Raw genomic sequence first — 23,365 nt, 5'->3', positions numbered from 1 at the left:
TTGCCTCGGGCGGTTTTTCCCGTCCGGGGTTTTTCTTTTTCATGCAGCGCTTTCATAGTGACGATGAGAATTATGATATGCGCGTTTGCCGGAAAACTGGTTACAAGCCCGATACACCACCGTGGGCAAAAACGTCGCTGGAAAAGCGCCGTGTGTCGAAAATCGACCGACCCAGGCCTACATTGAAGTTTAGAACCGGCCCATCGGGTTAGGAGGAATCACAGCAATGCCTGACGTCACCATCGTGTATTGGCGCGACATTCCCGCTCAGGTCATCGTCGGCAAAGGCCGTCGTGGCGCAAAGCGGCAGTTGGAGGAACGGTTTGAACAAGCCATCGACCGTGCCGCGATGAAGGTGAACGCCAAGGACAGTGATGCCTATCTGGCCGAATGGCGCAAAGCCGAACCTTTCGCGGTCGAAGGCGATCCTGCCGAGATTGCCGAAGCCGAAGCTGTGCGTCTGGAAACGGAATACGATCAGGACCGCGTCAAAGCGCTGATCGCCAATGACGGTTGGGCATGAGCCCCAGACTTTATGGGAGGCCGAAATGGCTTTGCTGAACTTCAAGAAACGTGATGCGGTCGAAAACGGCCCAGTAAATCCGACCGTCGAAGCCTTTTTGCAGGGCTATTCGATCGAGGTCATGCCGCGTACCGCCGAAAAGGTCGATGACTTCCGCGCGCTGTTGCCCGAGGGGACGCGCGTTTACATCGCCCATATCGAGGGCACGCCGATCGAAGACATGGTCAAGACCGCCAAGCGGATTGCGGCGGAAGGTTACCCTGTCATGCCGCACTTCCCGGCTCGGATCATCAAGGATGCGGCGACGTTGGAAAACTGGATCGCCATGTACCAGGGCGAAGCAGGCGTTGAACAGGCGTTGTTGCTGGCCGGCGGTGTCGCCAACCCGCACGGCGATTTCGACAGCTCGATGCAGCTGCTGGAAACCGGTCTGTTCGACAAGGCGGGCTTCAAGCGCCTGCACGTGGCGGGCCACCCCGAAGGCAACAAGGACATCGACCCGGACGGCTCGACCAAGAATGTCGATGACGCGTTGCGCTGGAAGCAGAAGTTCAACGAGACCACGGATGCCGAAATGGCGCTGGCAACCCAGTTCGCCTTTGACGCCAAGCCGATCATCGCCTGGGCCGACAGCCTGAAAGAAGCGGGTATCGATCTGCCGATCCATATCGGAATCGCGGGTCCGGCCAAGCTGCAAACCCTGATCAAATTCGCCATCGCGTGCGGCGTTGGGCCGTCGCTGAAGGTTCTGCAAAAGCGCGCCATGGATGTCTCCAAGCTGTTGCTGCCCTACGAGCCGACCGATGTCGTGACCGAACTGGCAAACCACAAGGCGGCCAACCCGGATTTCAACATCACCAATGTGCACTTCTTCCCGCTGGGCGGAATCAAGACCAACGCCAACTGGGCGATCAATAACGGCGGCGCTTCGGCAAAGCCTGTAAACTCCTAAGGAACGGACATGACCCGAACAGTCGTAGAATCAAAAACAAAAACAGCCGTCCTGGGCTTTGACGAACCGTTCTGCGTGATCGGTGAGCGGATCAACCCGACAGGCCGCAAGAAACTGGCCGCCGAGCTGGAAGCGGGCGATTTTTCGACCGTTGAAAAGGACGCCTTGGCTCAGGTGGCAGCTGGCGCGACCGTTCTGGATATCAATGCGGGCGTTGTCTACAACTCGAATCCCAACCCGAACGAGACCGAGCCGCCGCTGATGCGCCAGATTGTCGAACTGGTTCAGGGTCTGGTTGACGTGCCGCTGTGCATCGACTCGTCGGTGCCGGGTGCGTTGGAGGCCGGTCTTGAGGCGGCTGAAGGGCGTCCTCTGCTGAACTCGGTCACCGGCGAAGAAGAGCGTCTGGAGCTGGTTCTGCCGCTGGTCAAGAAGTACAACGTGCCGGTTGTGGCGATCTCGAATGACGACACGGGTATTTCGGAAGATCCCGATGTGCGTTTCGAAGTGGCCAAGAAGATTGTCGAGCGCGCGGCTGATTTCGGCATTCCCGCGCATGACATCGTGGTCGACCCGCTGGTCATGCCCATCGGTGCGATGGCAACTGCTGGTCTGCAGGTATTCGCGCTGGTCCGTCGCTTGCGCGAAGAGCTGGGCGTAAACACCACCTGTGGTGCGTCCAACGTGTCGTTCGGCCTGCCAAATCGCCACGGCATCAACAACGCTTTCCTTCCAATGGCGATGGGTGCTGGTATGACCTCGGCAATCATGAACCCTGTTGCGTTGCCTGTAGGGCCCAAGAAGATCGCAGAGAAAAAGGCCGAGATTGAAGCCAAGGGTGTCATTCTGCCTGCGGACATGGATGATGAAACCTTCTGCCAGCTGTTCGGTCTTGGCTCGACCAAGCCGCGCGCCGGTAAGGAAATGGAGGCCATTCGCGCCGCCAACCTGCTGACCAACAACGACCCGCATGGCGGTGAGTGGATCCGGTTCAACAAAGCACCGGACGAGGCGGGCGCCGCCGGCGCCGCCGGTGGCCGTCGCGGTGGTGGCCGTCGCCGCCGCGCCTGATCTGAAGGACACGGACAGCAAAGGCCGGGCTCAGCGCCCGGCCTTTTCATTTGACCCTGATCAATGTCGAATTTGCAGAAGGCTTCAGGATATCCTGATCCAGGATGCATCGATCAGGTGGCAGCATGAGTAAACATCACCCCCCAAAACTCTCGGATGCGGATCTGACCAGGAAACTGGACAAAAAAGCCTACTTTGGTCAGTTGGTCGAATTGCAGACAAGATTGGCCAGAATTCAGCAAGCCTATCTGTTTCATGGGCTCAAAGGTGTGTTGGTGTTCGAAGGGTGGGACGCTGCCGGAAAAGGCGGAACCATTCGCAGGATCAGTCAGGCCCTGGACCCGCGCAGCTTCAAGGTCTGGCCCATCGGCGCGCCTCGGAACTACTATCTCAACCGGCATTATCTGCTGCGGTTCTGGGAACGCCTGCCGCCTTCGGGAGCGATTTCCGCTTTCGACCGCAGCTGGTATGGTCGGGTTCTGGTGGAGCGGATCGAAAAACTGACCCCGGAAACGCGCTGGCGGGCCGCGTATCAGGAAATCAATGATTTCGAACGAATGCTGGTCGATGACGGGACTCGAATCGTAAAACTGTTCTTCCACATTTCACAGGAAGAGCAGATGCGCCGTTTTACCGAGCGTCTGACCAATCCGATGAAACGCTGGAAGTTGACTTACGAAGATTTCAGAAACCGCAAAAAATGGGATGTCGCTGAAGTGGCCGTGGATGAAATGCTGGCGCGGACGTCGACGGAAGTTGCGCCTTGGCATGTGATCCCGTCCAACAACAAGAAATACGCGCGGATCACAGCCATGAAGGCCATTGTTGACGCGTTTTCAAAAGGGGTGGATCTGAACCCCCAGCATCTCGATCGCCGAACTTTGGAGGCAGCAGGCGCCGCCTTGGATGTCGACCAGTCCCTGATCGACAGCCTGCGGGCCCGAACCGAGTAAGAAACCGAAAAAAGTTGGTTGCGATCCGGGTTGAACGTCTGGTTGTTCTGGTGCTATTTCATCTTACAGGGCGGGTATGATGTAATGGTAGCCTGTCAGCTTCCCAAGCTGAACGCGCGGGTTCGATTCCCGCTACCCGCTCCAGCAACGATCTGTAAAGTGCTGTTAATCAATCAAAAAGATGACGCCGCGTGGCTTTCCGCCACCTTTACGGATCTAACCGGCGCATGTTTCCGTGGATCTGCTCAACGGGTTGATAAAGCCGGCGCTACCTGTTGAGGCCAAGCAGAGACTCTCTGCCTACGATGCGGGTCGGCAGTTCGACAGATTTGCCCGGTGCGTTGGATTCGATCATCTGTATCAACGCCAAAGCAGCCTTGCGTCCCATGTCACGATGAGGAACATGGACAGTTGTCAGGGCAGGGGCGACGATGCGCGCAAGCTCGATATCATCAAATCCGGTGATCGATACATCTTCGGGTACCCGAAGTCCCATCTGCTGAGCTTGCCGCACCGCACCGACGGCCAGAACGTCGTTGCCGCACAAAACCGCGGTCGGCGGGTTGTCATTCGACATGAGATGCTTGAATGCCTCGGCGCCATTTTCAATCTCGTACGAGGTTTCGATCACGACCAGATCGTCTTGCGAAAGGTCATGTCGGGACATCGCGTCTTTTATCCCCTGGATCCGCAGGCGCGCACGGTCGTTGCCCTTGCTGATGCCTGAAATCGTTGCCAACCGCGTATGGCCTAATTCGATGATCTTGCTTGTCAAAGCCTCCATCGCCCGTCTGTTGTCAAACCCGACGGACGGTATTGGTTCGTTTGGCAGGAAGGACCACGCGACCAGGGCCGGCACTTTACGCCTTTCGAGATAGTCGTAGATTTGCGCGTCACGGTCATGCCCGATCAGCAACAGCCCGTCGGCGCCCCGCGCAACCAGCGTTCGGATCTGTTCTTCTTCTGCGGCCGGTTGATAGGCCGAACTGGAGACCAGCAAGGTGTAGCCCTGTTTGTGAATCTCCTCTTGAAACGCCTGCAACCCCCTTGCGAAGATTGCATTTTCCATCGTCGGGATTATCGCGCCAATCGTGAAAGAACGCCGTGCAGCCATCACGCGTGCTGCAAAGTTCGGCGTGTATCCCAGGGAGTCCACGGCAGACAGAACACGTTTCCGCGTTGCCTCGACCACCTGTTGCGGGGTGTTCAAGCACCGTGACACGGTGGCAGTGGAAACGCCTGCTGCCTTGGCAACGTCATCCAGCGTCGGTGCGGACCGATGTTTTGACATTCTCGAACTCTTAATTCCGGTTCGCCTAAGTTAGTCGCATTCTTCCAAGGATGAAAGCGTTTATGTAAGCGCTTGCATTTATGATGTAAGCGCTTACAAAGGTATTTGAGCCGATTCTGAAGGGAGTCCCGGAAATGTATCTCGCTGCATCAGTCATCGTTTTTGCGATCTATTTCGCAAATGTCGCTTTGGGTGCTTTTGCGAGCAGCGCGTTTCTTGGCGACGTTGGAGAGATGTTGGTTCTGTTCGCGGCTTCGATCCTGTTCGTTGTCGCAATTCTGAAAAAGGAAGCTGACCGGAACGCACAAGACGGCAGCTGAACTTTTGCTTGGGAGGGCAATTGATGAAAACCGACAAGACCGAACTGGCATCGGCCGAGCGCCGCAATTTTCTGAAACTGAGCGCCAGTGGCGCGTTCACGGCCGCAATGGTGGCTGGGGCAGGGGGTGTTTTGTGGTCTTCCGAGGCCGCTGCGCAGACCGCGAAGGAAGAGAGCGAGCGTGAAAAGGCCGCAGATCACGTGATGACCGTGGCCACGGCCTATGTGCTTGGCGCGTCGCGCAGCTATCCGATCATGCAGTTGGACCTGAAAGAAAACATTCAGAACGCCACAAACGGCAAGGTCTATGTCAAACTGGCCCCCGGCGGTCAGCTTGGTGCGGGTGGCGCACTGGTCCAGAAGGTGCAGGGCGGCACCATTCAGGCCGCGCAGCATTCGCTGTCGAATTTCGCGCCGTTCGCGTCGACAGTCGACCTGATCAACATGCCGTACCTGTGCGGCTCGAACCAGCGTTTCACCAACCTTGTCCATTCGGACACGTGGAAAAATGAGGTTCACCCCAAGGTCGAGGCCGCAGGATTCAAGGCCCTGTTCTATGTAAACATCGACCCGCGCGTGGTTGCAGTTCGTCAGGGCGGCAATGCCGTGCTCACCCCCGGTGACATGAGCGGGATCAAGTTCCGCGTGCCGGGATCGAAGATGCTGCAACAATACTACCGGATGGTCGGCGCCAACCCGACGCCGGTAGCCTGGGGCGAGACCCCGTCGGCCATCAAGCAGGGCGTTGCGGATGCGCTCGATCCTTCGGTTGGCGCGCTCTATGTCTTCGGTTTCAAGGATATCCTCAGCCATGTGACCTTCACGCAGGCGGTGCCGGACAGCCAGGTTTATTCCTGTAACCTGGAATGGTTCAACTCGATGCCTGCCGATGTACAGGAAGGCATCATGTGGGGATCGGAAATGACCAGCCACCAGAACCTGTCCAAGGTTCCGTCGGCCCGCGCCTATGCCATGGCCGAGCTGAACAAGGCCGGGGTGCAGTTCCATTCGCTCAGTGACGATCAACTGGCGGAATGGCAGGATGCAGGCGGGTATCAGAACGCCGATTGGGATCCGTTCAAGATGGAACTGGCCGGATCGATGGAAAACTTCGAAAAGCTGGTCGAAGCCGCCGGTACTCAAGGCAAATATTACGTCCACGACGCCTAAGGCCCAAGCCGTGGACGCCTGACAGGCGTCCACGAACTTTACATTCAGTCAGCCCGACAACATCCCGCCAAGCTAGGCGTGGGTCAGGCTGTATCTGCGCCGGAGGATCAGATGACCATTCTTCAAAACATAGACCGGAATGCAGAGCGCTGGTTGCTGCTGGTGTTCTACGTGATGCTGGTGATTACCATGGCCATCGAGGTGCTGCGGCGCGAGATTTTTGCCTATTCGTCGATCTGGGGCGAGGAAATTGTCCGGTATTCCTTCATCTACCTTGCCTGGATCGGTGCTGCCGCTGCGGTGAAAGAGCGGGCGCATATACGGATCGATGTGATCATGCACTACATCGGGCCACGACCCAAAGCGGTGCTTTATATTTTTGGCGATCTGGTGATGTTCGGCGTGGCGATCATCGCGCTCTACTGGTCGTATGAGGCGGTTCACGTTTCGGCCAAGTTTGGCTCGGTCACGGATGGGCTTCGGGTCTCGAAAGTCTGGTTTCTTATGGCCGTGCCCACTGGATTTGCCCTGATGATATGGCGGCTGATCCAATCCTTCCTGCGTGACCTGAAATCACTTCGTGACGGCACCCCCGTCTTCGAAGGCGACAAGCTGTTTGACTGAGGAGAATACGGATGCTTTGGAATTCCCTCAATCAAACCGTTGAACTGGGCTGGGATTTTTACCTGCCGGTGATCCTGTTCGTAGGCCTGATCGCCTTGGCCGTGCCCGTTTGGGCCGCCATAGGAACAGCGGCGATCGTGATGCTGATCATGTCCGGTGATCTACCTCTCAGCCTGGTCGGAGAAAGCCTGTTCACAGGTATCGACGCATTTGCCCTGACCGCTGTGCCATTGTTCATCCTGACCGGGGACGTTCTGGTGCGGACCGGTCTGTCGCGCAAATTTCTGGATGTAGCCGAGGCGCTGACCTGCTTTGCCAAGGGCGGGTTCGGGTCGGCCACGGTTCTGGTCTGCGGTATGTTTGCCGCGATTTCAGGGTCGGATGCTGCCGGGGCGGCTGCGGTGGGGCGCATGACCATCAATCGGCTGGTGGAAAGCGGGTATCCGCGTCCCTATGCCTGTGCTCTGGTTGCGGCTGGTGCCTGTACCGGCATCCTGATCCCGCCTTCGATCGCCTATATCATCATCGGCCTCGTGCTGGGTATTTCCGCCTCGACCCTGTTTCTAGCAGCCTTGATCCCGGGTCTGGCCATCCTGGTGTCGATCCTGATTACCAACATCATCATGAACCGTCTTTACGCCTATGAGGGCGGCGGCATGATGACCATGGGGGAATGGCTGGCCAATCTGGGCAAGGCGCTGAAATCGGGCTGGTACGCGTTCATCGTACCGGGGATCATTTTCTACGGCATCTTCTCAGGTCGCCTGACCCCGACCGAAGCCGGCGCAACCGCCGTGGTCGTCACCATCATAATGGGCTTCATCCTGCGCACACTGACGCTGGCGGACTTTCCATCGATGCTGGTCAGTTCGGCCAAGGTGAACGGAGTCATCCTGCCGATCATCGCCTTCTCGGCACCCTTGGCCGAAGCACTGGCGATCATGGGCGTGCCACAGGGCTTCGTGGCCTCGGTCACGTCGCTTACCGATGATCCGTATCTGTTGATCTTGCTGATGATCGGCATCCTGATCGCAGCGGGCTGCGTCATGGAGACAACGCCGAACATCGTGATCCTGGCACCAATCCTGAAACCGCTGGCCGACAATATCGGCATGAACGAAATCCAGTTCTGCATCATGATGATCACCGCGTTGGGTGTGGGCTTCATCACGCCGCCGCTGGGTCTGAACCTGTTCGTCGTATCTGGCATTACCGGTGAGTCCATTCTGAAGATTGCCGCCCGGGCCATTCCTTTCGTACTGACCATGCTGATCGTGGTGATCCTGATCGCCTACGTGCCTGCTGTGTCGACCACACTGCTTCCTGAAATCTACCAATAGGACCTGCTGAACATGCCTCGTGAATATTTGAAAAAGGCGACTTTAACCGCTCAATCACATGCCTCAGAGGTGCATGATACGGTCAAGACCATCCTTGCCGATATCGAGGCCGGTGGCGATGCCAAGGCGCTGGAATACGCAGTCAAGTTCGACAAGTTCGAAGGAAACGTCCTGATGACGCAGGACGAGATTGATGCTGCCATCGCGCTGGTGCCGGAAAAACTGAAGGCCGATATACGCTTTGCCCATGACAACGTCCGACGCTTTGCCGAGACGCAGAAGGCTACCGTGTCGGACGTACAGATGGAGATCGTTCCCGGTTTCGTTGCGGGGCAAAAGGCGATCCCGGTGGATGCGGCAGGATGCTATGTTCCCGGTGGGCGCTACAGCCATATCGCCAGCGCGATCATGACGGTGACAACGGCCAAGGTCGCCGGGTGCCGTCATATCACCGCCTGTTCTCCTCCGCGACCGGGCGAAGGTGTTGCGCCCGCGATTGTCTATGCCGCGCATATCTGCGGAGCCGACAGCATTCTGGCCATGGGCGGTGTACAGGGCGTGGCTGCCATGACCTATGGTTTGTTCGGTTTGCCGCGCGCCAATATCCTTGTGGGGCCGGGCAACCAGTTCGTGGCCGAAGCCAAGCGCATCCTGTACGGCAAGGTTGGCATCGACATGATCGCGGGTCCGACCGACAGCCTGATCCTTGCCGACAGTTCCGCGGACGCCCATGTGGTGGCAACCGATCTGGTCAGTCAGGCAGAGCACGGGTACAATTCGCCCGTCTGGCTGGTAACGGATGATCGCGACCTTGCGCAGAAAGTCATGGAGCTGGTTCCGGTTTTGATCGACGATCTGCCAGAGCTGAACCGCGAAAATGCCTCGGCCGCGTGGCGCGACTATGCCGAAGTCATCGTCTGTTCCGACCGCGAAGAGATGGCCGCCTGTTCCGATGAATATGCGCCCGAGCACCTGACGGTTCAGGCCGAGGAACTGGATTGGTGGCTGGATCGGTTGACGTGTTATGGCTCACTGTTCCTGGGTGAGGAAACCACCGTGTCCTACGGAGACAAGGCGACCGGGACGAACCATGTTCTGCCAACGTCCGGTGCGGCCAGCTATACCGGCGGTTTGAGTGTTCACAAATACATGAAGATCGTCACCTGGCAGCGGGCCACGCGTGAAGGTTCCAAATCGATCGCCGAAGCAACCGCCCGGATTTCCCGACTGGAAGGAATGGAGGGTCACGCCCGTGCAGCGGATGTGCGTCTGGCCAAGTATTTCCCGGATGAAACGTTCGACCTGACCGCCGATGGATGACCCGCGCGCATTGTTTGACCTGACGGGCCGGGTGGCCTGCATCACCGGCGCCAGTTCGGGGCTGGGACGGCAGGTGGCGCGGACACTTGCCGCAGCCGGCGCGCGTGTTGTCGGCGTGGCCCGGCGCAGCGACGCGTTGGCGCAGATGCAGGCCGAAATCGGCAACAACGCAGAAGCGGTGGTCGCCGATGTTTCGGATCGTGACGGAATGGGCGAGCTGGTTCAGACGGTCAATTCGAAGTTTGGAGCGCCGGACATCATTGTACATGCGGCTGGGGTCAACACACGCGAGGCTGCCGACGATGTTACTCCTGAAGGATGGGATGCCACGCTTGCACTGAACCTCAGCGCGCCGTTTTTCCTCAGTCAGGCCATGGTGCCCGAAATGAAAAAGAAGGGCTGGGGGCGTATCGTCAATTTCGCCTCGCTGCAAACAACGCGCGCGTTTCCGGGCGGCATTGCCTATGGGGCCACCAAGGCCGGGATCGGGCAACTGACCCGCGCGATGGCCGAGGCCTGGTCGCCCTTTGGCATTACCGCCAACGCGATCGGTCCGGGGTTCTTTCCCACTGAACTGACGCAGGCCGTGTTCGACGACCCCGAGCGCGCAGAGAGGAACGCCGCTCAAACCTGCATTGGGCGCAATGGACAGATGCAGGACATCGATGGACCGATCCTGTTTTTGTGCTCGAACGCGTCCGGCTATGTCACGGGGCAGGTTCTTATGGTTGATGGAGGGTTCACGGCCAAATGAAGGCGCTGGTTTACCAAGGTGTGGAACAGATGGTGTTCGGTGAGGTGCCGGATGCCGAGGCCGGTCCATCCGAACATTTGATCCGGATCGAGGCGGTCGGCATCTGTGGATCGGACATGCACGCCTATCTGGGACACGATGCGCGTCGTCCGGCACCGCTGATCCTTGGGCACGAGGCGGCCGGTGTGATTGTTGACGGGAAACGCGCCGGTGATCGTGTGACGATCAACCCGCTGGTCAGCTGCGGTCAATGCGCGGCCTGCCTTGCCGGCCGGGAAAACCTGTGCCCGGATCGCCAGATCATCTCGATGCCGCCGCGCGAAGGGGCGTTCGCGCAATACGTCACCATGCCTGCCAGCAATCTTGTCGAAGTTCCGGAAGATATATCGTTTGCCAAAGCCGCGCTAGCGGAACCGCTGGCGGTAAGCTGGCATACGGTCCGGTTGGGGATCGAGGCGCTGCATCCGGCAATGGACCGTCGCGCACTGGTGATCGGCGGCGGGGCCATCGGCCTTGCGGCGGCCTTGGCCTTGCGGGCAATGGGCGTCGATGACGTGACAATCGCGGAACCAAATGAGCTGCGTCGGACCTACCTGGCGAAAATCGAGAGCTTTGCGCTGGTGGGTTCAGCCAAGGGGACTTACCCGTTGGTCATAGATGCCGTGGGCTATGCTGCGACGCGGTCAGTTGCCTCGGCCATGGCCGAGCCGGGGGGCGTGATCGCGCATGTGGGGTTGGGTGAGGATGCCGGTGGTCTGGATATTCGCCGGATGACCTTGCAGGAAATCACATTCATCGGGACTTACACCTACACCGCCAAGGACTTTCGCCAGACGGCTCAGGCGATCTTTGACGGGCGGCTGGGGGCTCTGGACTGGATCGAAGAACGCGCCCTGGCCGACGGTGCGCAGGCGTTTTGCGATATCCGATCTGGCGCCGTGGCCGCACCCAAGATTATCCTGAAACCCTGGGGATAGAACTGACAGAACTGGAGACCTTCATGTACACGAAAATACTGGTCCCGTTGGCTTTGGATCACGGCATATCGCAACACACGCTGGAAATCGCACGGGCCTTGTCAGGAAAGGGCGCGGAAATAATTGCGCTGCATGTCTACGAGATGCCTCAGGGATCGGTCAGCGCCTATCTGGACAAATCGGTTGTCGCCGAAGGTTTCGAAAGGGCCCGTTTGCAATTGCTGCAAAAAATCGAGGGGCTTGAAGGGGTGACGGCCGAAATCGTCAAAGGTCATACCGCACGGTCCATCATCGATTATGCCAGCAGCAAAGATGTCGACTGTATCGTAATCGGCTCGCACAAACCGGACCTGAGCGACTACTTCCTAGGATCGACCGCTTCGCGCGTCGTCCGCCATGCCCCCTGTGCCGTGCACGTGCACCGAAGGGCCTGAATTCCTCAATCGCGCGTCTAGCGCCCCAAACAGGACCAAAAGCTGGATCATGAACATAGACAAGAAGATCACCGACGATCTGGTGGCGAACGATATCTCGTTTGTCACCACTGTCCCGTGCAAGCAATTGGCAGGTGTCATCGCGGAAATCGATGAGCGTGATGGCATCTATCACATTCCGTCCAACAAGGAAGACGAAGGGATGGGCCTGTGTGCAGGGGCGTGGATGGGCGGCAAGCGTCCCGCGATCATCATGCAGAACACGGCCATTGGCGTGACGATCAACACGCTGGCGACGCTGATTCAGTATTACCGTATGCCGCTGCCGATGCTGATCTCGTACCGGGGCGAACTGCGCGAGCCCATTGCCTGCCAGGTTGAAATGGCGGTTCACACCAAGGCGCTGTTGGCCCAGCTGAACATCCCCACCTACCACTTCCACCATCAGGCGGATGTCGAGGAGCTCGACGCGATCCTGAAATACACATTCATGTGCAACAAGCCGGTCGCCATCCTGACCGACGCCAATTTCTGGGGAGGCTATGGCGACCAATGATCCGTTCTGAAATACTAAAAGAAATCGCCCCGATCCTGCGTGATCAACTGGTTGTCTGCAACATCGGCATTCCCAGCCAGGAACTGCACGCCATCGACGACCAGCCGAGCAATTTCTACATGCTGGGGACAATGGGCCTGGCGTCCTCGATCGGTCTGGGGCTCGCGCTGGCCCAGCCTAAACCGGTGATCGTCATTGATGGGGATGGCTCGATCCTGACCAATCTGGGGACGTTGCCGACCATCGCCAACAACGTGGCAGACAATTATATCCTGCTGATTGTTGACAATGGTTCGTACGGTTCGACCGGCGATCAGCCGACCTATGCCGGGCAAAAGACCTCTCTGGCCAAAATGGCCGAAGCAGCCGGGTGTGAGCGCGTGATCGAATGTGCCGCCGAAGACACCGGACGCGTGCTGCAAGAGGCGCTGGATGCCAAACAGATGACAATCGTCGTCAGCAAATGTGAAAGCGGCAACGCCAAGATGCCGCCGATCACGATGGATCCGGTCGTCATCCGCGACCGTTTCATGAAGGCCGTTCAGGCCTGATGGGCGCAAGCGCCATCCACAGTGCCGAGGACGCCCGCCGCCTGGCGCGGCGGCGTCTTCCGTGGATGGTGTTCGACTATATTGATGGTGCAGCCGGGGCCGAGATGGGTGCCGGTCGCAATCGGTCCGCTTTGGATGCAATGACCTTGCGCCCGCGTATCCTGCGCGACGTCAGTGAAAGATCTCTGGCAAGTTCCCTGTTCGACCGGCCCGCGGAACGCCCGTTTGGTATCGCGCCGATGGGCATGTGCAATTTGTCCGCGCCGGGGGCCGACTTGATGCTGGCCCGCATCGCAGCACGCCATGAAGTGCCGCTTGGGGTTTCGACTGTCGCCTCGACCGCGATGGAGGATCTGATCGTCGAAGCTGAAGGCCATGCCTGGTTTCAGCTGTATTTCAGCGGCGATGGCAGCGGCACGTTCAAGCTTGTCGATCGCGCCAAGGCTGCGGGGTATGAAACACTGGTGCTGACCGTGGATGTGCCCGAGGTTGGACGACGCCCGCGCGAGTTGCGCCATGGGTTCAAGATGCCCTTCAAAATGGGTCCCAAGCAGGTGATGGATTTTGCCTTGCACCCGCGGTGGTCCTTGCCGGTGCTGCTGAAAGGCAAGCCGGAAATGGCGAATTTCCTGATGGATGGCTACGATTTCGACCGAACCGAAAGCCGCGCCAAGGCCACGTGGGAGACATTGGCCCGCCTGCGCGACCAGTGGGCCGGGAATCTGGTGGTCAAAGGCGTATTGGATGCAGACGACGCGCAAAGGCTCAAGTCAGCGGGCGTGGACGCCATTCAGGTCTCAAGCCATGGTGCACGCCAGTTGGAAAGTGCTCCCGCGCCAATCACGGTTCTGCCTGAGATACGCAAGGCCGTCGGCCCGGATTTTCCGCTTTTCTACGACAGCGGGTTGCGGTCGGGTGAAGACGTCCTCAAGGCACTTGCGAACGGGGCGGACTTTGCCTTCTTTGGCCGTATCCTTCAGTTTGCAATAGCGGCCGAAGGCGAAGCGGGCCTTGAACAGCTATGGTCGGTACTCAGCGAAGAAATGAGCATCGCCATGGCCCAACTAGGCGTCACGTCGCTGGACGAGGTCCGACGCAACGCCTGTTATCGGTGAGGACAATGACCCGAGGTTTCCCACGGGTCACTGAACTGTCGGTTTAACCGCGGCGCCTGCGACGACGTCCGCCACCTGCTTCGGTCTCGCCGCCGGTGTTGAAGCTTGGGTTGGGCAGTGTGACAACCTGGGCCAGTTCCGGGAACGGGTCGGTCTTGTGCGGGATCGCATTGGCGGCCACGAAATGATCCTGAAACTTCGGCTCGATGGCGGTTTCGATCTTGGTGATCTCGCGCACGACGCGTTCGATCTCGGCGCGCGATCCGATATTGCACAGCGCGATACGCGCGCCGGTACCTGCGGCGTTGCCCGCGCTCGAGACTTTCTCCAGCGGCGCATCGGGTATCATCCCCAGCACCATGGCGTGTTTGGTCGAGATATGCGCGCCGAACGCACCGGCCAGAACCACGCGATCCACCTTTTCGACGCCCATTTCGTCCATCAGCAGGCGTGCGCCTGCGTACAATGCGGATTTCGCAAGCTGAATGGCGCGGATGTCACCCTGCGTGACGGTGATGCGGGGGCCACCTTCGGCGCTGGCGTCGTGGATCAGATAGGCGTGTGTGCGACCTTCAGGCACGCAGCGGGCCGTACCGGTCTGTTCCGCCGATCCGATCAGGCCGCCTTCGTCCAGCAGGCCAGCGATACGCATCTCGGCCACTGCCTCGATTATACCCGAACCGCAGATGCCGGTGATCCCGGTCGTGGCGATATCCAGATCAAAGCCGTCTTCGTCGGACCATTTATCGGACCCGATGACGCGGAACCGGGGTTCCTTGGTGACGGGGTCGATCTCGATTCTTTCGATTGCGCCGGGTGCGGCGCGCTGGCCAGAACTGATCTGAGCGCCTTCGAAGGCAGGCCCGGTGGGCGAGGAACAGGCGAGCACGCGGCTGGTATTGCCCAGCAGGATTTCAGCGTTGGTGCCCACGTCGACGATCAGAACCAGATCTTCGGACTTGCCGGGTTCTTCGGACAGGGCCACCGCCGCGCAGTCCGCGCCCACATGGCCCGCGATACAGGGCAGGATATAGACCTGCGCGCGTGGGTTCATGGTGGTCAGATCCATCTCGCGCGCGGGCAGGGAGATGCTTTCCGACGTTGCCAGTGCAAACGGCGCCTGACCCAGTTCCACCGGGTCCAGCCCCAGCAGCAAGTGATGCATGACCGGGTTGCAGACGAATACCGTTTCCACGATCAGAGAGGCATCGATGCCCGCCTCTTCGGCAATCGACGTGGCCAGGTCATTGATCGCCTCGCGCACGGCCCTGGTCATCTCCTGATCGCCGCCGGGGTTCATCATGGAATACGAAACACGGCTCATCAGGTCTTCACCGAACCGGATCTGGGGATTCATGAGGCCAGAGGATGCCTTGACCTCGCCGGTTTCCAGATCGGTCAGATGCGCGGCGATGGTGGTCGATCCGAGGTCGATGGCCAGACCATACAGCCCGCCTTCATGCAGGCCGGGCCAGATTTCGACGATACGCGCCACGCTGTCCTTGTGACCTTTGTGGACCGCCACGGTGACTTCCCATTTGCCCTTGCGCAGAACCGGTTGAAGTTTGGACATCAGCGTCAGGTCCGCCGTGACGGCATCAATGTCCCACTGCTCGCGCAACGCCCGCTCGAGCCGTTCCAGATCGCCGGTGGGCGAATGCATGTCGGGTTCTTCCACCACAACGAAATAAAGGCGAGTGGCCGGGTCCATCGTGATGGCACGCGCGGCGGCCGCCTTGCGCACGACCTGCCGGTGTACCTGGCTTTCCGGCGGTACGTCGATCACCACGTCGCCCTGAACCGAGGCCTGGCAGCCCAGACGGCGGCCCGGTTTCAACCCGCGCTTGTCGTCATAACGCTGTTCGACGGCGTTCCATTCGCTCAGCGCGCCCTCGGACACCGTGACGCCGTGCTTGGGAAATTCGCCATAGCTGGGTGTGATCTGGCACTTTGAACAGATGCCGCGGCCCCCGCAGACCGAATCCAGATCCACCCCCAATTGACGGGCCGCCGTCAGTATGGGGGTGCCGACGGGGAAGTGCCCGCGTTTGCCGGATGGCGTAAAGACGACAAGAGGGTCGGTGGTCATCAGTGACATACCTTTTCATATTCGCGCGTATGCCGGGCAAGATATGGGTTTGAGCGAAAAGGGAAAGGCCATCAGCGGCACGATCTGCACAACGAGCGTCGTTTTCTTCCACTGCATCGACAGCCAGAGCCAAAGAGTTGCCCCCAAGGGCTTTTCCTTTGGTTCAATCCGTGTAATAGGGTCACCGCCAAACGGGCTTTTGCATGGGGTATTCAGATGCAGATTCGTGAGGCACTTACCTTTGACGACGTTCTCCTGGTTCCGGGCGCATCTTCCGTGCTGCCGGCAACGGCGGATACGACCACGCGTGTGACGCGCGAGATCACCATGAACATCCCGCTGCTGAGTTCGGCCATGGACACCGTGACCGAGGCGCGAATGGCCATTGCCATGGCGCAGGCGGGCGGCATCGGTGTGGTACACAAGAACCTTTCGGTGGAAGAACAGGCCCGCGAAGTCCGCCGGGTCAAGCGATTCGAATCCGGTATTGTCTATAACCCCGTGACGTTGCGGGTGGATCAGACATTGGCCGACGCCAACGCGCTGGTACAGCGCTACAACTTCACCGGTTTTCCAGTCGTCGACGAGCAGGGCCGCGTGGTGGGTATCCTGACCAACCGCGACATGCGCTTTGCGAACTCGGACGATACGCCGGTACACGCGATGATGACTTCGGAAAACCTGGCGATGCTACAGGAACCGGCCGATCTGGAAGAAGCCAAAAGCCTGATGCGGGCGCGCCGTATCGAAAAGCTGCTGGTTGTCGATGGCGAAGGCAAGCTGACCGGTCTTCTGACGCTGAAGGATACGGAACAGGCCGTTTTGAACCCAACCGCCTGCAAGGACCGTCTGGGTCGCCTGCGGGTCGCTGCGGCGACGTCGGTCGGGGATGCCGGGTTCGAACGGTCCGAACAATTGGTGGATTCGGGTGTCGACATCATCGTCGTCGATACGGCGCATGGTCATTCTCAGGGCGTGCTGGACGCTGTGAGGCGGGTCAAGACCCTGTCGAACGAGGTTCAGATCATTGCCGGGAACGTTGCAACCGGCGAGGCGACCAAGGCGCTGATCGATGCTGGAGCCGACGCGATCAAGGTGGGTATTGGCCCGGGGTCGATCTGTACCACACGGATGGTGGCAGGGGTTGGTGTTCCTCAGTTGACCGCGATCAGCGATTGTGCGGCAGCAGCGGGCGACGTTCCGGTCATCGCGGATGGTGGTATCAAGTTCTCGGGTGACTTTGCAAAGGCGATTGCCGCCGGGGCATCCTGTGCCATGGTCGGGTCGATGATTGCGGGCACCGACGAAAGCCCGGGCGAGGTGATCCTGTATCAGGGTCGTTCGTTCAAATCTTATCGCGGGATGGGCAGCCTGGGCGCAATGGCGCGCGGATCGGCCGACCGCTATTTCCAGAAAGATGCAGCCAATGACAAGCTGGTGCCCGAAGGCATCGAAGGTCAGGTGCCCTACAAAGGTTCGGCCAGTGCCGTGATCCACCAGTTGGTTGGCGGCTTGCGTGCGGCGATGGGGTATACCGGCTGCGCCACCATCGAAGAGATGCGCAAGAACTGCAATTTCGTGAAAATTACCGGCGCCGGTCTGAAGGAAAGCCACGTGCACGATGTTCAGATCACCCGCGAAAGCCCGAACTACCGGGTCATGTAAGCCATCCAGCAAGACACAAGGCACCCGCGAGCGGGTGCCTTTTTACCAATTGGATCGGCCAGCCGGGCCCATTTCCGCCGAGGTATTCCACCATGACACCCGCCGCCCGTGTTCAGGCCTCGATCGAAATTCTGGATGATATTCTGGCTGGCGCGCCGGTCGAAAAAGCACTCACCGGCTGGGCGCGGCGCAGTCGTTTCGCAGGGTCCAAGGATCGGGCGGCCATTCGCGATCACGTATTCGACGCGCTGCGACGCAAGCGCTCGTACGCTGCGTTGGGAGGGTCCGACACCGGGCGCGGTTTGATGATCGGTGCGACCCGTGCGTCAGGCGGTGATCTGGCCGAGTTGTTCACCGGCAACCGTCACGCTCCGATGCCGGTTCAGGAAACGGAAACGACGCGGGATTTCGCGTCCGAGGCCGAGAAATATGACGTTCCGGAGTGGCTGTGGCCTCGGTTCGTTGACTCTCTGAAGGACGCCTTGGTTCCTTGCGCGATGTCATTGCAGAACCGGGCGCCCGTTCATCTGCGGGTCAACTTAAGAAAGACCGATCTGGGCGGGGCCATCGACGCCTTGAAGTCCGAGGGTATTGTCGCCCATCCGGTTCAGGCATGCCAAACCGCCCTTGAAGTGACAGAGGGGGCCCGGCGCATTGCCCAAAGTCAGGCCTATGCCCGGGGCCTGGTCGAGCTTCAGGACGCTGCAAGCCAGGCGGTTGTGGCCGCGCTGGATCTGCGGCCGGGAATGCGCGTTCTGGATTATTGCGCGGGTGGTGGCGGCAAGGCGCTGGCACTTGCAGCGCACGAGGGCGTCGAAGTGTACGCACATGATGTGAATTCCGGCCGCATGAAAGATATTCCGACGCGGGCGGAACGAGCAGGCGCAAAGATAACCATCCTCAACTCCGATGACCTTTCAGGTGTTGATCCGTTTGATGTTGTTTTCGTTGATGCGCCGTGCTCTGGCAGCGGATCGTGGCGAAGGGCGCCAGCCGGGAAATGGGCCTTGACCGAGGATCGCTTGCGGGACCTCACCACCATTCAGGCCCGTATTTTATCCGACATTGCTCCTTTGGTGCATCCGGGCGGCCTGTTGGCTTACGCAACCTGTTCGGTTCTGAACGTTGAAAACGGCGCGATCATAGACGATTTTCTGGATCATTTTTCCCAGTGGCGGGAAACCTACCGGAAAACGTGGCACGTTACACACGAATCTGACGGGTTCTTTACGTCGCACTTGACGCGCTGAGCTTTTGGCAAATAACAACCTTGGGTAGATTGCCGCTTTCCAAACGCCGTTAAGCGGGAATTAACCAATTTTGGCCGTTATAGCCGATAACTTTGCGCCCGAGCCGTATATGTCTGACACAGCAGAATTTTTCAGCGACCCATCTCTTGCCCACACGCCCCCGGCATCTCGTCTTTGGTCGTTGGTGGCGGTGGCGTTGTTGATCGGCATTGCGCCCTTGGTCGGGTTGCTGCCACCGGATTGGACCACGGGCATGATGGTCGCGGGGATTTCGCTTTTGATTGTGGTATTGTGCGTCGTGATCAAAGGCCAGGTCGCCGCCAGACACGCGCAACAAACCACCGCCGTCATGGCCGCTTTTGCAGAACAGGAAGAGTCACCCTTCCTGATCGCAAATGCTTATGGCGACATTCTGGCGTCCAACGCATCAGCGCGGGAACAGTTCGGCGCGGCGAAAGGAGCCAGCCTTGAAAGCTGCCTCGGTTCGACGTTCTCGACCCCTCAGGTGATTTTGTTGAGGTTGCAATCTCAGGCCCGTTCCTTCGGTCGGGCCCGCGAAGACTGCGTGATCAGGGGAAACACAAACAGTGTCACCGTGTTTCAATTGGCTCCCGACATTTTTTGCTGGCGGTTTCAACAGTCAGAACAGGAAAGCTGGCAGTCTCTCAACCTGCCGGTTCTGACCATCGGATGCGTGGATGACGTGGTGTGCCCGAATCCGGCGGCGAAAAAGTTGCTTGGGCCGCATCCCGAACGGGTTCGCGACATCTTCGGTGATGTTGACCCCCAGGTCGGAGCCTCAAACATTATCAAGTCACAGGACGGAATGATTCCGGTGGCTGTGACGGAGCTTTCCCGATCCAGCAAGGAACGAAGCCTTGGGTTGGTGCCGCTCATTGAAACTCAGGCGCCCGGGGCCAGCACGTCTTTTGCAGATCTTCCGGTTCCGGTTCTCACCCTGTCTCCGGCGGGGGCCATTCTGAATGCCAACAGGTTGGCGAACAAGTTGCTGGGAAATGAAAACCTGGAAGGCACCAACATAGCCGACATCATGCGGGGTATGGGGCACCCCATTCTGGATTGGCTGGCGCGGACAGCCGCGCAAGAAGACGCGCAACGATCCGAGTTTCTTCAGTTGACCCGAAAAGACAAGGAGGTCTTCGTACAGGTCACGCTGAGCCGTGTCGTTGTCGATGGCAAGATCTGTCTTATCGCGGTCCTGAATGATGCGACCGAGTTGAAAACTCTGGAAGCTCAATTTGTCCAAGGGCAGAAAATGCAGGCTGTGGGTCAATTGGCCGGCGGGGTCGCGCATGATTTCAACAACCTGCTGACGGCCATTTCCGGGCACTGCGATCTGCTGTTGTTGCGCCACGATCAGAATGACCCGGACTACGGGGATCTGGTGCAGATCAATCAGAACGCCAACCGGGCCGCTGCGCTGGTCAGCCAGCTTCTGGCATTCTCGCGCAAACAGACTCTCAGGCCCGAAGTTCTGGATTTGCGTGACACGATCTCGGACCTCATTCACTTGCTGAACCGATTGGTGGGCGAGAAAGTTCTGCTGACCCTCAGCCATGATCCGGTATTAAAGCCGGTTCGGGCGGACAAACGGCAGTTGGAACAGGTGTTGATGAACTTGGTCGTCAACGCGCGCGATGCCATGCCGGACGGGGGCGAAATACGTATCGAGACCGAAGTGTTGAACCTGTCGCAACCGCTCAGCAGGGACAGGGCGACCGTCCAGCCAGGCGAATATGTTACGGTCAGGGTAATGGACAGCGGCGTGGGAATACCTGCCGACAAACTGCAAAAGGTCTTCGAGCCGTTCTATACGACAAAGCGTACGGGCGAGGGTACAGGGCTTGGGCTTTCAACGGCCTATGGCATCGTCAAGCAGACGGGCGGTTTCATCTTTGTCGACAGCACGGTGGGCCGAGGCACTGAATTCACCGTTTTTCTACCGGTTTGCGCCACAGTGGCAGAGGCGGAACAGCATTCTCCGGCGCAACCCGAATCCCAAAGTGCCCGGCAAGGAGAGGGCGTCGTGCTTTTGGTTGAAGACGAAGCGCCGGTCCGCGCCTTCGCAACCAGGGCTCTGCGGCTCAAGGGCTATACCGTGCTGGAGGCGGATTCGGCCGAGGAAGCACTGCGGCTTCTGGAGGATCCGTCTTTGAACGTCGACGTATTTGTGACGGATGTGGTCATGCCCGGCATGGATGGGCCGACCTGGGTGCGCAAAGCTCGGGAAACACGCCCGGAGGCCCGCGTGGTCTTCGTATCGGGTTATACGGAAGGTGCCTTTGGCGATTCAGAACCCGAGATCGCCAATTCGACCTTCCTGCCCAAGCCGTTTTCTCTCAACCAGTTGACCGAGGCGGTTTTCCAACAATTGAACTGAACATCCTACAATGCTGCATCGTGGAGCGCGAATTCCTCTGCGTGTCTTTTATGAAATTTCTGCCGTGTCTCGGGCGTCAGCGTCAGATCACCCGATGGTGATACATTCTCTTGCTGCAGGTCGATCTGCATGTTCAGTCGCGCTTGCAGGAAGTCGAGAATTTTGTCCTGGTTTTCGTATTTGAAGATATGAGTGGCACCGCGACCATTGCTGCGGGTACGGAAAAACTGGCTTTGGCTGCCAACATCGGCAAAATCCGGGCGCGGGTTTGTCATGTAGGCCTGCACAAACGTGTCGAAACTCATGTCTCGGGTCGAATGGACGTGACCGATCAGGTCGGCGCGGCTGCGAAATCGATACCAGCTGCCCAGCCAGTCAACGGGTTCGCGAACAACTGCCAGGATCTCCATCTCGGTATCGTACATCTTGCGAAAAATGTTCTGGAAAAACCGATCATACCTGCGCACCGGAGCATGTTTGAGCTCGGGCGGATGAGTGACGACGATATCAGCGCGATCCCGCAACGCTGTGTGATAAGCCGTGCTGCCGGTTTTCGGAACGGCAAGGAAGGCAAGGCGTTCCTCAAAGAAAACAAGCATTTAATTGCTCCAATTGTCACCCGGCTATGCGCGCAGATTGTCGTAAACGACTCCTTAATACAATTGAAGAAGAGTAAACCCTGTAAGTTTTTATTGAAATGTTCTCTTTTTGGTCCCATAAGGAACAAGAGGCGAACAAAGCAGCGATTGCCGCCCGATCAAGGGTGTGACAAAAGGGAAGGCGACAGGACAATGGCGGATCTTCTGACAATGAGCGACAAGAAAAACGCAGACAAGCAAAAGGCGCTCGACAGCGCGCTGGCCCAGATCGAACGGCAGTTCGGTAAGGGCTCCATCATGAAGCTGGGCGAAGGCGCCAAACAGGACATCGACGCAAGTTCGACAGGCTCGCTCGGGCTGGACATAGCGTTGGGAATTGGTGGTCTGCCGATGGGGCGGATCGTTGAGATTTACGGCCCCGAAAGCTCGGGGAAGACGACGCTGACGTTGCATTGCATTGCAGAACAGCAGAAACGCGGCGGCGTCTGCGCCTTTGTCGACGCCGAGCACGCGCTGGACCCGCAATATGCCCGAAAGCTGGGCGTTGATCTGGATGAGCTTCTGATCTCGCAGCCCGATACCGGAGAGCAGGCGCTTGAGATCACCGATACGCTGGTGCGTTCGGGCGCGGTCAACATGGTTGTGGTCGATTCGGTTGCGGCGCTTACGCCGAAATCCGAACTGGAAGGCGATATGGGTGACAGCAATGTTGGCGTTCAGGCCCGTCTGATGAGCCAGGCGATGCGGAAACTGACCGGCTCGATCAGCCGCTCGAACTGTATGGTGATCTTCATCAACCAGATCAGGATGAAAATCGGCGTGATGTTCGGCAGCCCCGAAACCACCACCGGCGGGAATGCTCTGAAATTCTACAGCTCGGTCCGTCTGGATATTCGCCGCATCGGCGCGATCAAGGACCGGGACGAAGTTGTCGGCAACCAGACGCGCGTCAAGGTCGTCAAGAACAAGGTTGCGCCGCCTTTCAAGCAGGTGGAATTCGACATCATGTACGGCGAGGGCATCAGCAAGATGGGCGAACTGCTGGATCTGGGTGTCAAAGCCGGTGTGGTCGAAAAGTCAGGGTCATGGTTCAGTTACGGCGACGAACGGATCGGGCAGGGGCGTGAGAACGCCAAACAGTATCTGCGCGACAACAGCCGCATTGCCTTTGAGATCGAAGACAAGATTCGGGCGGCTCACGGATTGGATTTCGACATGCCTCCGGGCGCAGCCGAAGATGATGACATCCTTGAAGCCTGACGGTCGCTGACGGGGGGCGTTACGTTTCCGGTCCGACGTGTTGTGTTGAAAACACCATGAACAAGGCGGTCCCCCGGGCCGCCTTGTTTCGTTCGGATACGCCTCTGCTGTGGACACTCGTTTGACAGGGGGATAAACCTGCGGGGACCAA

The 23,365-nt window shown here is 58.7% G+C and carries 22 protein-coding genes and 1 tRNA gene; 20 read left to right on the top strand and 3 right to left on the bottom strand.

The window, feature by feature from the left end; genetic code table 11:
* Positions 1–226 precede the first annotated feature (226 nt).
* From NOR97_RS07910 to NOR97_RS07890, 5 genes are all read left to right on the top strand, one after another.
* Entirely contained in the window at positions 227–523 is a 297-nt protein-coding gene (locus NOR97_RS07910) for a virulence factor (RefSeq protein ID WP_117868895.1), read from the top strand.
* Positions 524–548: 25 nt separating this feature from the next.
* A complete protein-coding gene (locus tag NOR97_RS07905; RefSeq protein WP_257600766.1) occupies positions 549–1,475 on the top strand; it encodes a methylenetetrahydrofolate reductase in 927 nt (308 codons plus the stop codon).
* Positions 1,476–1,484: 9 nt separating this feature from the next.
* Positions 1,485–2,546 (top strand): methyltetrahydrofolate cobalamin methyltransferase, encoded by a 1,062-nt coding sequence (locus NOR97_RS07900; RefSeq protein WP_170344199.1) that lies wholly within the window; start codon positions 1,485–1,487, stop codon positions 2,544–2,546.
* Positions 2,547–2,671: 125 nt separating this feature from the next.
* Positions 2,672–3,499, top strand: coding sequence for a polyphosphate kinase 2 family protein (locus NOR97_RS07895; protein ID WP_257600765.1), 828 nt, complete (start codon positions 2,672–2,674; stop codon positions 3,497–3,499).
* Positions 3,500–3,569: 70 nt separating this feature from the next.
* Positions 3,570–3,643: transfer RNA gene (locus NOR97_RS07890), tRNA-Gly, on the top strand.
* A gap of 124 nt (positions 3,644–3,767) precedes the next feature.
* Here the strand turns inward: NOR97_RS07890 and NOR97_RS07885 are convergent.
* Positions 3,768–4,790, bottom strand: a complete 1,023-nt coding sequence (locus tag NOR97_RS07885; protein WP_257600764.1) for a LacI family DNA-binding transcriptional regulator — start codon at positions 4,788–4,790, stop codon at positions 3,768–3,770.
* A 134-nt stretch (positions 4,791–4,924) separates the two neighbouring features.
* Between NOR97_RS07885 and NOR97_RS07880 the strand changes: the two genes are divergently transcribed.
* The 11 genes from NOR97_RS07880 to NOR97_RS07830 all read left to right on the top strand — a co-directional run bounded on the left by NOR97_RS07880 (position 4,925) and on the right by NOR97_RS07830 (position 13,950).
* Complete coding sequence (locus NOR97_RS07880) at positions 4,925–5,110, top strand: hypothetical protein (protein ID WP_170344203.1); 186 nt, start codon at positions 4,925–4,927, stop codon at positions 5,108–5,110.
* 23 nt (positions 5,111–5,133) lie between these two features.
* Entirely contained in the window at positions 5,134–6,279 is a 1,146-nt protein-coding gene (locus NOR97_RS07875) for a TRAP transporter substrate-binding protein (RefSeq protein WP_171362834.1), read from the top strand.
* Positions 6,280–6,390: 111 nt separating this feature from the next.
* Positions 6,391–6,903, top strand: a complete 513-nt coding sequence (locus tag NOR97_RS07870; protein ID WP_170344207.1) for a TRAP transporter small permease — start codon at positions 6,391–6,393, stop codon at positions 6,901–6,903.
* Positions 6,904–6,914: 11 nt separating this feature from the next.
* On the top strand, positions 6,915–8,243 hold the full coding sequence (locus NOR97_RS07865; RefSeq protein ID WP_170344209.1) for a TRAP transporter large permease: 1,329 nt from the start codon (positions 6,915–6,917) through the stop codon (positions 8,241–8,243).
* A gap of 12 nt (positions 8,244–8,255) precedes the next feature.
* The gene (gene hisD, locus NOR97_RS07860) at positions 8,256–9,563 is read left to right on the top strand and encodes a histidinol dehydrogenase (protein ID WP_257600763.1); all 1,308 of its coding nucleotides are present in this window, start codon (positions 8,256–8,258) and stop codon (positions 9,561–9,563) included.
* Positions 9,556–10,317 carry an SDR family NAD(P)-dependent oxidoreductase gene (locus tag NOR97_RS07855; protein WP_257600762.1) on the top strand — a complete coding sequence of 254 codons (762 nt, stop codon included), beginning with the start codon at positions 9,556–9,558 and terminating at the stop codon, positions 10,315–10,317. The genes hisD and NOR97_RS07855 overlap by 8 nt, the downstream gene beginning before the upstream one ends.
* Complete coding sequence (locus tag NOR97_RS07850; protein ID WP_170344213.1) at positions 10,314–11,294, top strand: zinc-binding dehydrogenase; 981 nt, start codon at positions 10,314–10,316, stop codon at positions 11,292–11,294. The genes NOR97_RS07855 and NOR97_RS07850 overlap by 4 nt, the downstream gene beginning before the upstream one ends.
* Positions 11,295–11,317: 23 nt before the next feature.
* Entirely contained in the window at positions 11,318–11,728 is a 411-nt protein-coding gene (locus NOR97_RS07845; RefSeq protein WP_170344215.1) for a universal stress protein, read from the top strand.
* 49 nt (positions 11,729–11,777) lie between these two features.
* On the top strand, positions 11,778–12,284 hold the full coding sequence (comD, locus tag NOR97_RS07840) for a sulfopyruvate decarboxylase subunit alpha (protein ID WP_117868908.1): 507 nt from the start codon (positions 11,778–11,780) through the stop codon (positions 12,282–12,284).
* Complete coding sequence (gene comE / locus NOR97_RS07835) at positions 12,281–12,835, top strand: sulfopyruvate decarboxylase subunit beta (RefSeq protein WP_170344217.1); 555 nt, start codon at positions 12,281–12,283, stop codon at positions 12,833–12,835. Before comD ends, comE begins: the two co-directional genes overlap by 4 nt.
* Positions 12,835–13,950 (top strand): alpha-hydroxy acid oxidase, encoded by a 1,116-nt coding sequence (locus NOR97_RS07830; RefSeq protein ID WP_257600761.1) that lies wholly within the window; start codon positions 12,835–12,837, stop codon positions 13,948–13,950. Before comE ends, NOR97_RS07830 begins: the two co-directional genes overlap by 1 nt.
* Before the next feature lie 43 nt (positions 13,951–13,993).
* Here NOR97_RS07830 and NOR97_RS07825 read toward each other — a convergent pair whose 3' ends face one another.
* On the bottom strand, positions 13,994–16,039 hold the full coding sequence (locus tag NOR97_RS07825) for an ASKHA domain-containing protein (RefSeq protein WP_257600846.1): 2,046 nt from the start codon (positions 16,037–16,039) through the stop codon (positions 13,994–13,996).
* 216 nt (positions 16,040–16,255) lie between these two features.
* Between NOR97_RS07825 and guaB the strand changes: the two genes are divergently transcribed.
* The 3 genes from guaB (at position 16,256) to NOR97_RS07810 (ending at position 21,355) form a co-directional block, all read left to right on the top strand.
* Entirely contained in the window at positions 16,256–17,704 is a 1,449-nt protein-coding gene (guaB, locus tag NOR97_RS07820) for an IMP dehydrogenase (protein ID WP_170344221.1), read from the top strand.
* Positions 17,705–17,796: 92 nt separating this feature from the next.
* Positions 17,797–18,954 carry an RsmB/NOP family class I SAM-dependent RNA methyltransferase gene (locus tag NOR97_RS07815; RefSeq protein ID WP_257600760.1) on the top strand — a complete coding sequence of 386 codons (1,158 nt, stop codon included), beginning with the start codon at positions 17,797–17,799 and terminating at the stop codon, positions 18,952–18,954.
* 109 nt (positions 18,955–19,063) lie between these two features.
* Positions 19,064–21,355, top strand: coding sequence for an ATP-binding protein (locus NOR97_RS07810; RefSeq protein ID WP_257600759.1), 2,292 nt, complete (start codon positions 19,064–19,066; stop codon positions 21,353–21,355).
* Positions 21,356–21,360: 5 nt separating this feature from the next.
* Here NOR97_RS07810 and NOR97_RS07805 read toward each other — a convergent pair whose 3' ends face one another.
* On the bottom strand, positions 21,361–21,954 hold the full coding sequence (locus NOR97_RS07805) for a sulfotransferase family 2 domain-containing protein (protein ID WP_257600758.1): 594 nt from the start codon (positions 21,952–21,954) through the stop codon (positions 21,361–21,363).
* Between the two features lie 192 nt (positions 21,955–22,146).
* On the opposite strand from NOR97_RS07805, the gene recA reads away from it, so the two are divergent.
* Complete coding sequence (gene recA / locus NOR97_RS07800) at positions 22,147–23,214, top strand: recombinase RecA (protein ID WP_152458025.1); 1,068 nt, start codon at positions 22,147–22,149, stop codon at positions 23,212–23,214.
* The last annotated feature ends 151 nt before the right edge of the window (positions 23,215–23,365 follow it).

It is taken from the genome of Ruegeria sp. YS9 (genome assembly GCF_024628725.1).
GTDB lineage: Bacteria > Pseudomonadota > Alphaproteobacteria > Rhodobacterales > Rhodobacteraceae > Ruegeria > Ruegeria atlantica_C.
The sequence above is the reverse complement of the archived record's forward strand: the minus strand, read 5'-3'. Positions and strand labels throughout refer to the sequence as shown.

Excerpts from the sequence above, each read along its gene's own strand:
- NOR97_RS07910 (WP_117868895.1), top strand. The coding sequence starts at position 227 with ATGCCTGACGTCACCATCGTGTATTGGCGCGACATTCCCGCTCAGGTC.
- NOR97_RS07905 (WP_257600766.1), top strand. The coding sequence starts at position 549 with ATGGCTTTGCTGAACTTCAAGAAACGTGATGCGGTCGAAAACGGCCCA.
- NOR97_RS07900 (WP_170344199.1), top strand. The coding sequence starts at position 1,485 with ATGACCCGAACAGTCGTAGAATCAAAAACAAAAACAGCCGTCCTGGGC.
- NOR97_RS07895 (WP_257600765.1), top strand. The coding sequence starts at position 2,672 with ATGAGTAAACATCACCCCCCAAAACTCTCGGATGCGGATCTGACCAGG.
- NOR97_RS07885 (WP_257600764.1), bottom strand. The coding sequence starts at position 4,790 with ATGTCAAAACATCGGTCCGCACCGACGCTGGATGACGTTGCCAAGGCA.
- NOR97_RS07880 (WP_170344203.1), top strand. The coding sequence starts at position 4,925 with ATGTATCTCGCTGCATCAGTCATCGTTTTTGCGATCTATTTCGCAAAT.
- NOR97_RS07875 (WP_171362834.1), top strand. The coding sequence starts at position 5,134 with ATGAAAACCGACAAGACCGAACTGGCATCGGCCGAGCGCCGCAATTTT.
- NOR97_RS07870 (WP_170344207.1), top strand. The coding sequence starts at position 6,391 with ATGACCATTCTTCAAAACATAGACCGGAATGCAGAGCGCTGGTTGCTG.
- NOR97_RS07865 (WP_170344209.1), top strand. The coding sequence starts at position 6,915 with ATGCTTTGGAATTCCCTCAATCAAACCGTTGAACTGGGCTGGGATTTT.
- hisD (WP_257600763.1), top strand. The coding sequence starts at position 8,256 with ATGCCTCGTGAATATTTGAAAAAGGCGACTTTAACCGCTCAATCACAT.
- NOR97_RS07855 (WP_257600762.1), top strand. The coding sequence starts at position 9,556 with ATGGATGACCCGCGCGCATTGTTTGACCTGACGGGCCGGGTGGCCTGC.
- NOR97_RS07850 (WP_170344213.1), top strand. The coding sequence starts at position 10,314 with ATGAAGGCGCTGGTTTACCAAGGTGTGGAACAGATGGTGTTCGGTGAG.
- NOR97_RS07845 (WP_170344215.1), top strand. The coding sequence starts at position 11,318 with ATGTACACGAAAATACTGGTCCCGTTGGCTTTGGATCACGGCATATCG.
- comD (WP_117868908.1), top strand. The coding sequence starts at position 11,778 with ATGAACATAGACAAGAAGATCACCGACGATCTGGTGGCGAACGATATC.
- comE (WP_170344217.1), top strand. The coding sequence starts at position 12,281 with ATGATCCGTTCTGAAATACTAAAAGAAATCGCCCCGATCCTGCGTGAT.
- NOR97_RS07830 (WP_257600761.1), top strand. The coding sequence starts at position 12,835 with ATGGGCGCAAGCGCCATCCACAGTGCCGAGGACGCCCGCCGCCTGGCG.
- NOR97_RS07825 (WP_257600846.1), bottom strand. The coding sequence starts at position 16,039 with ATGACCACCGACCCTCTTGTCGTCTTTACGCCATCCGGCAAACGCGGG.
- guaB (WP_170344221.1), top strand. The coding sequence starts at position 16,256 with ATGCAGATTCGTGAGGCACTTACCTTTGACGACGTTCTCCTGGTTCCG.
- NOR97_RS07815 (WP_257600760.1), top strand. The coding sequence starts at position 17,797 with ATGACACCCGCCGCCCGTGTTCAGGCCTCGATCGAAATTCTGGATGAT.
- NOR97_RS07810 (WP_257600759.1), top strand. The coding sequence starts at position 19,064 with ATGTCTGACACAGCAGAATTTTTCAGCGACCCATCTCTTGCCCACACG.
- NOR97_RS07805 (WP_257600758.1), bottom strand. The coding sequence starts at position 21,954 with ATGCTTGTTTTCTTTGAGGAACGCCTTGCCTTCCTTGCCGTTCCGAAA.
- recA (WP_152458025.1), top strand. The coding sequence starts at position 22,147 with ATGGCGGATCTTCTGACAATGAGCGACAAGAAAAACGCAGACAAGCAA.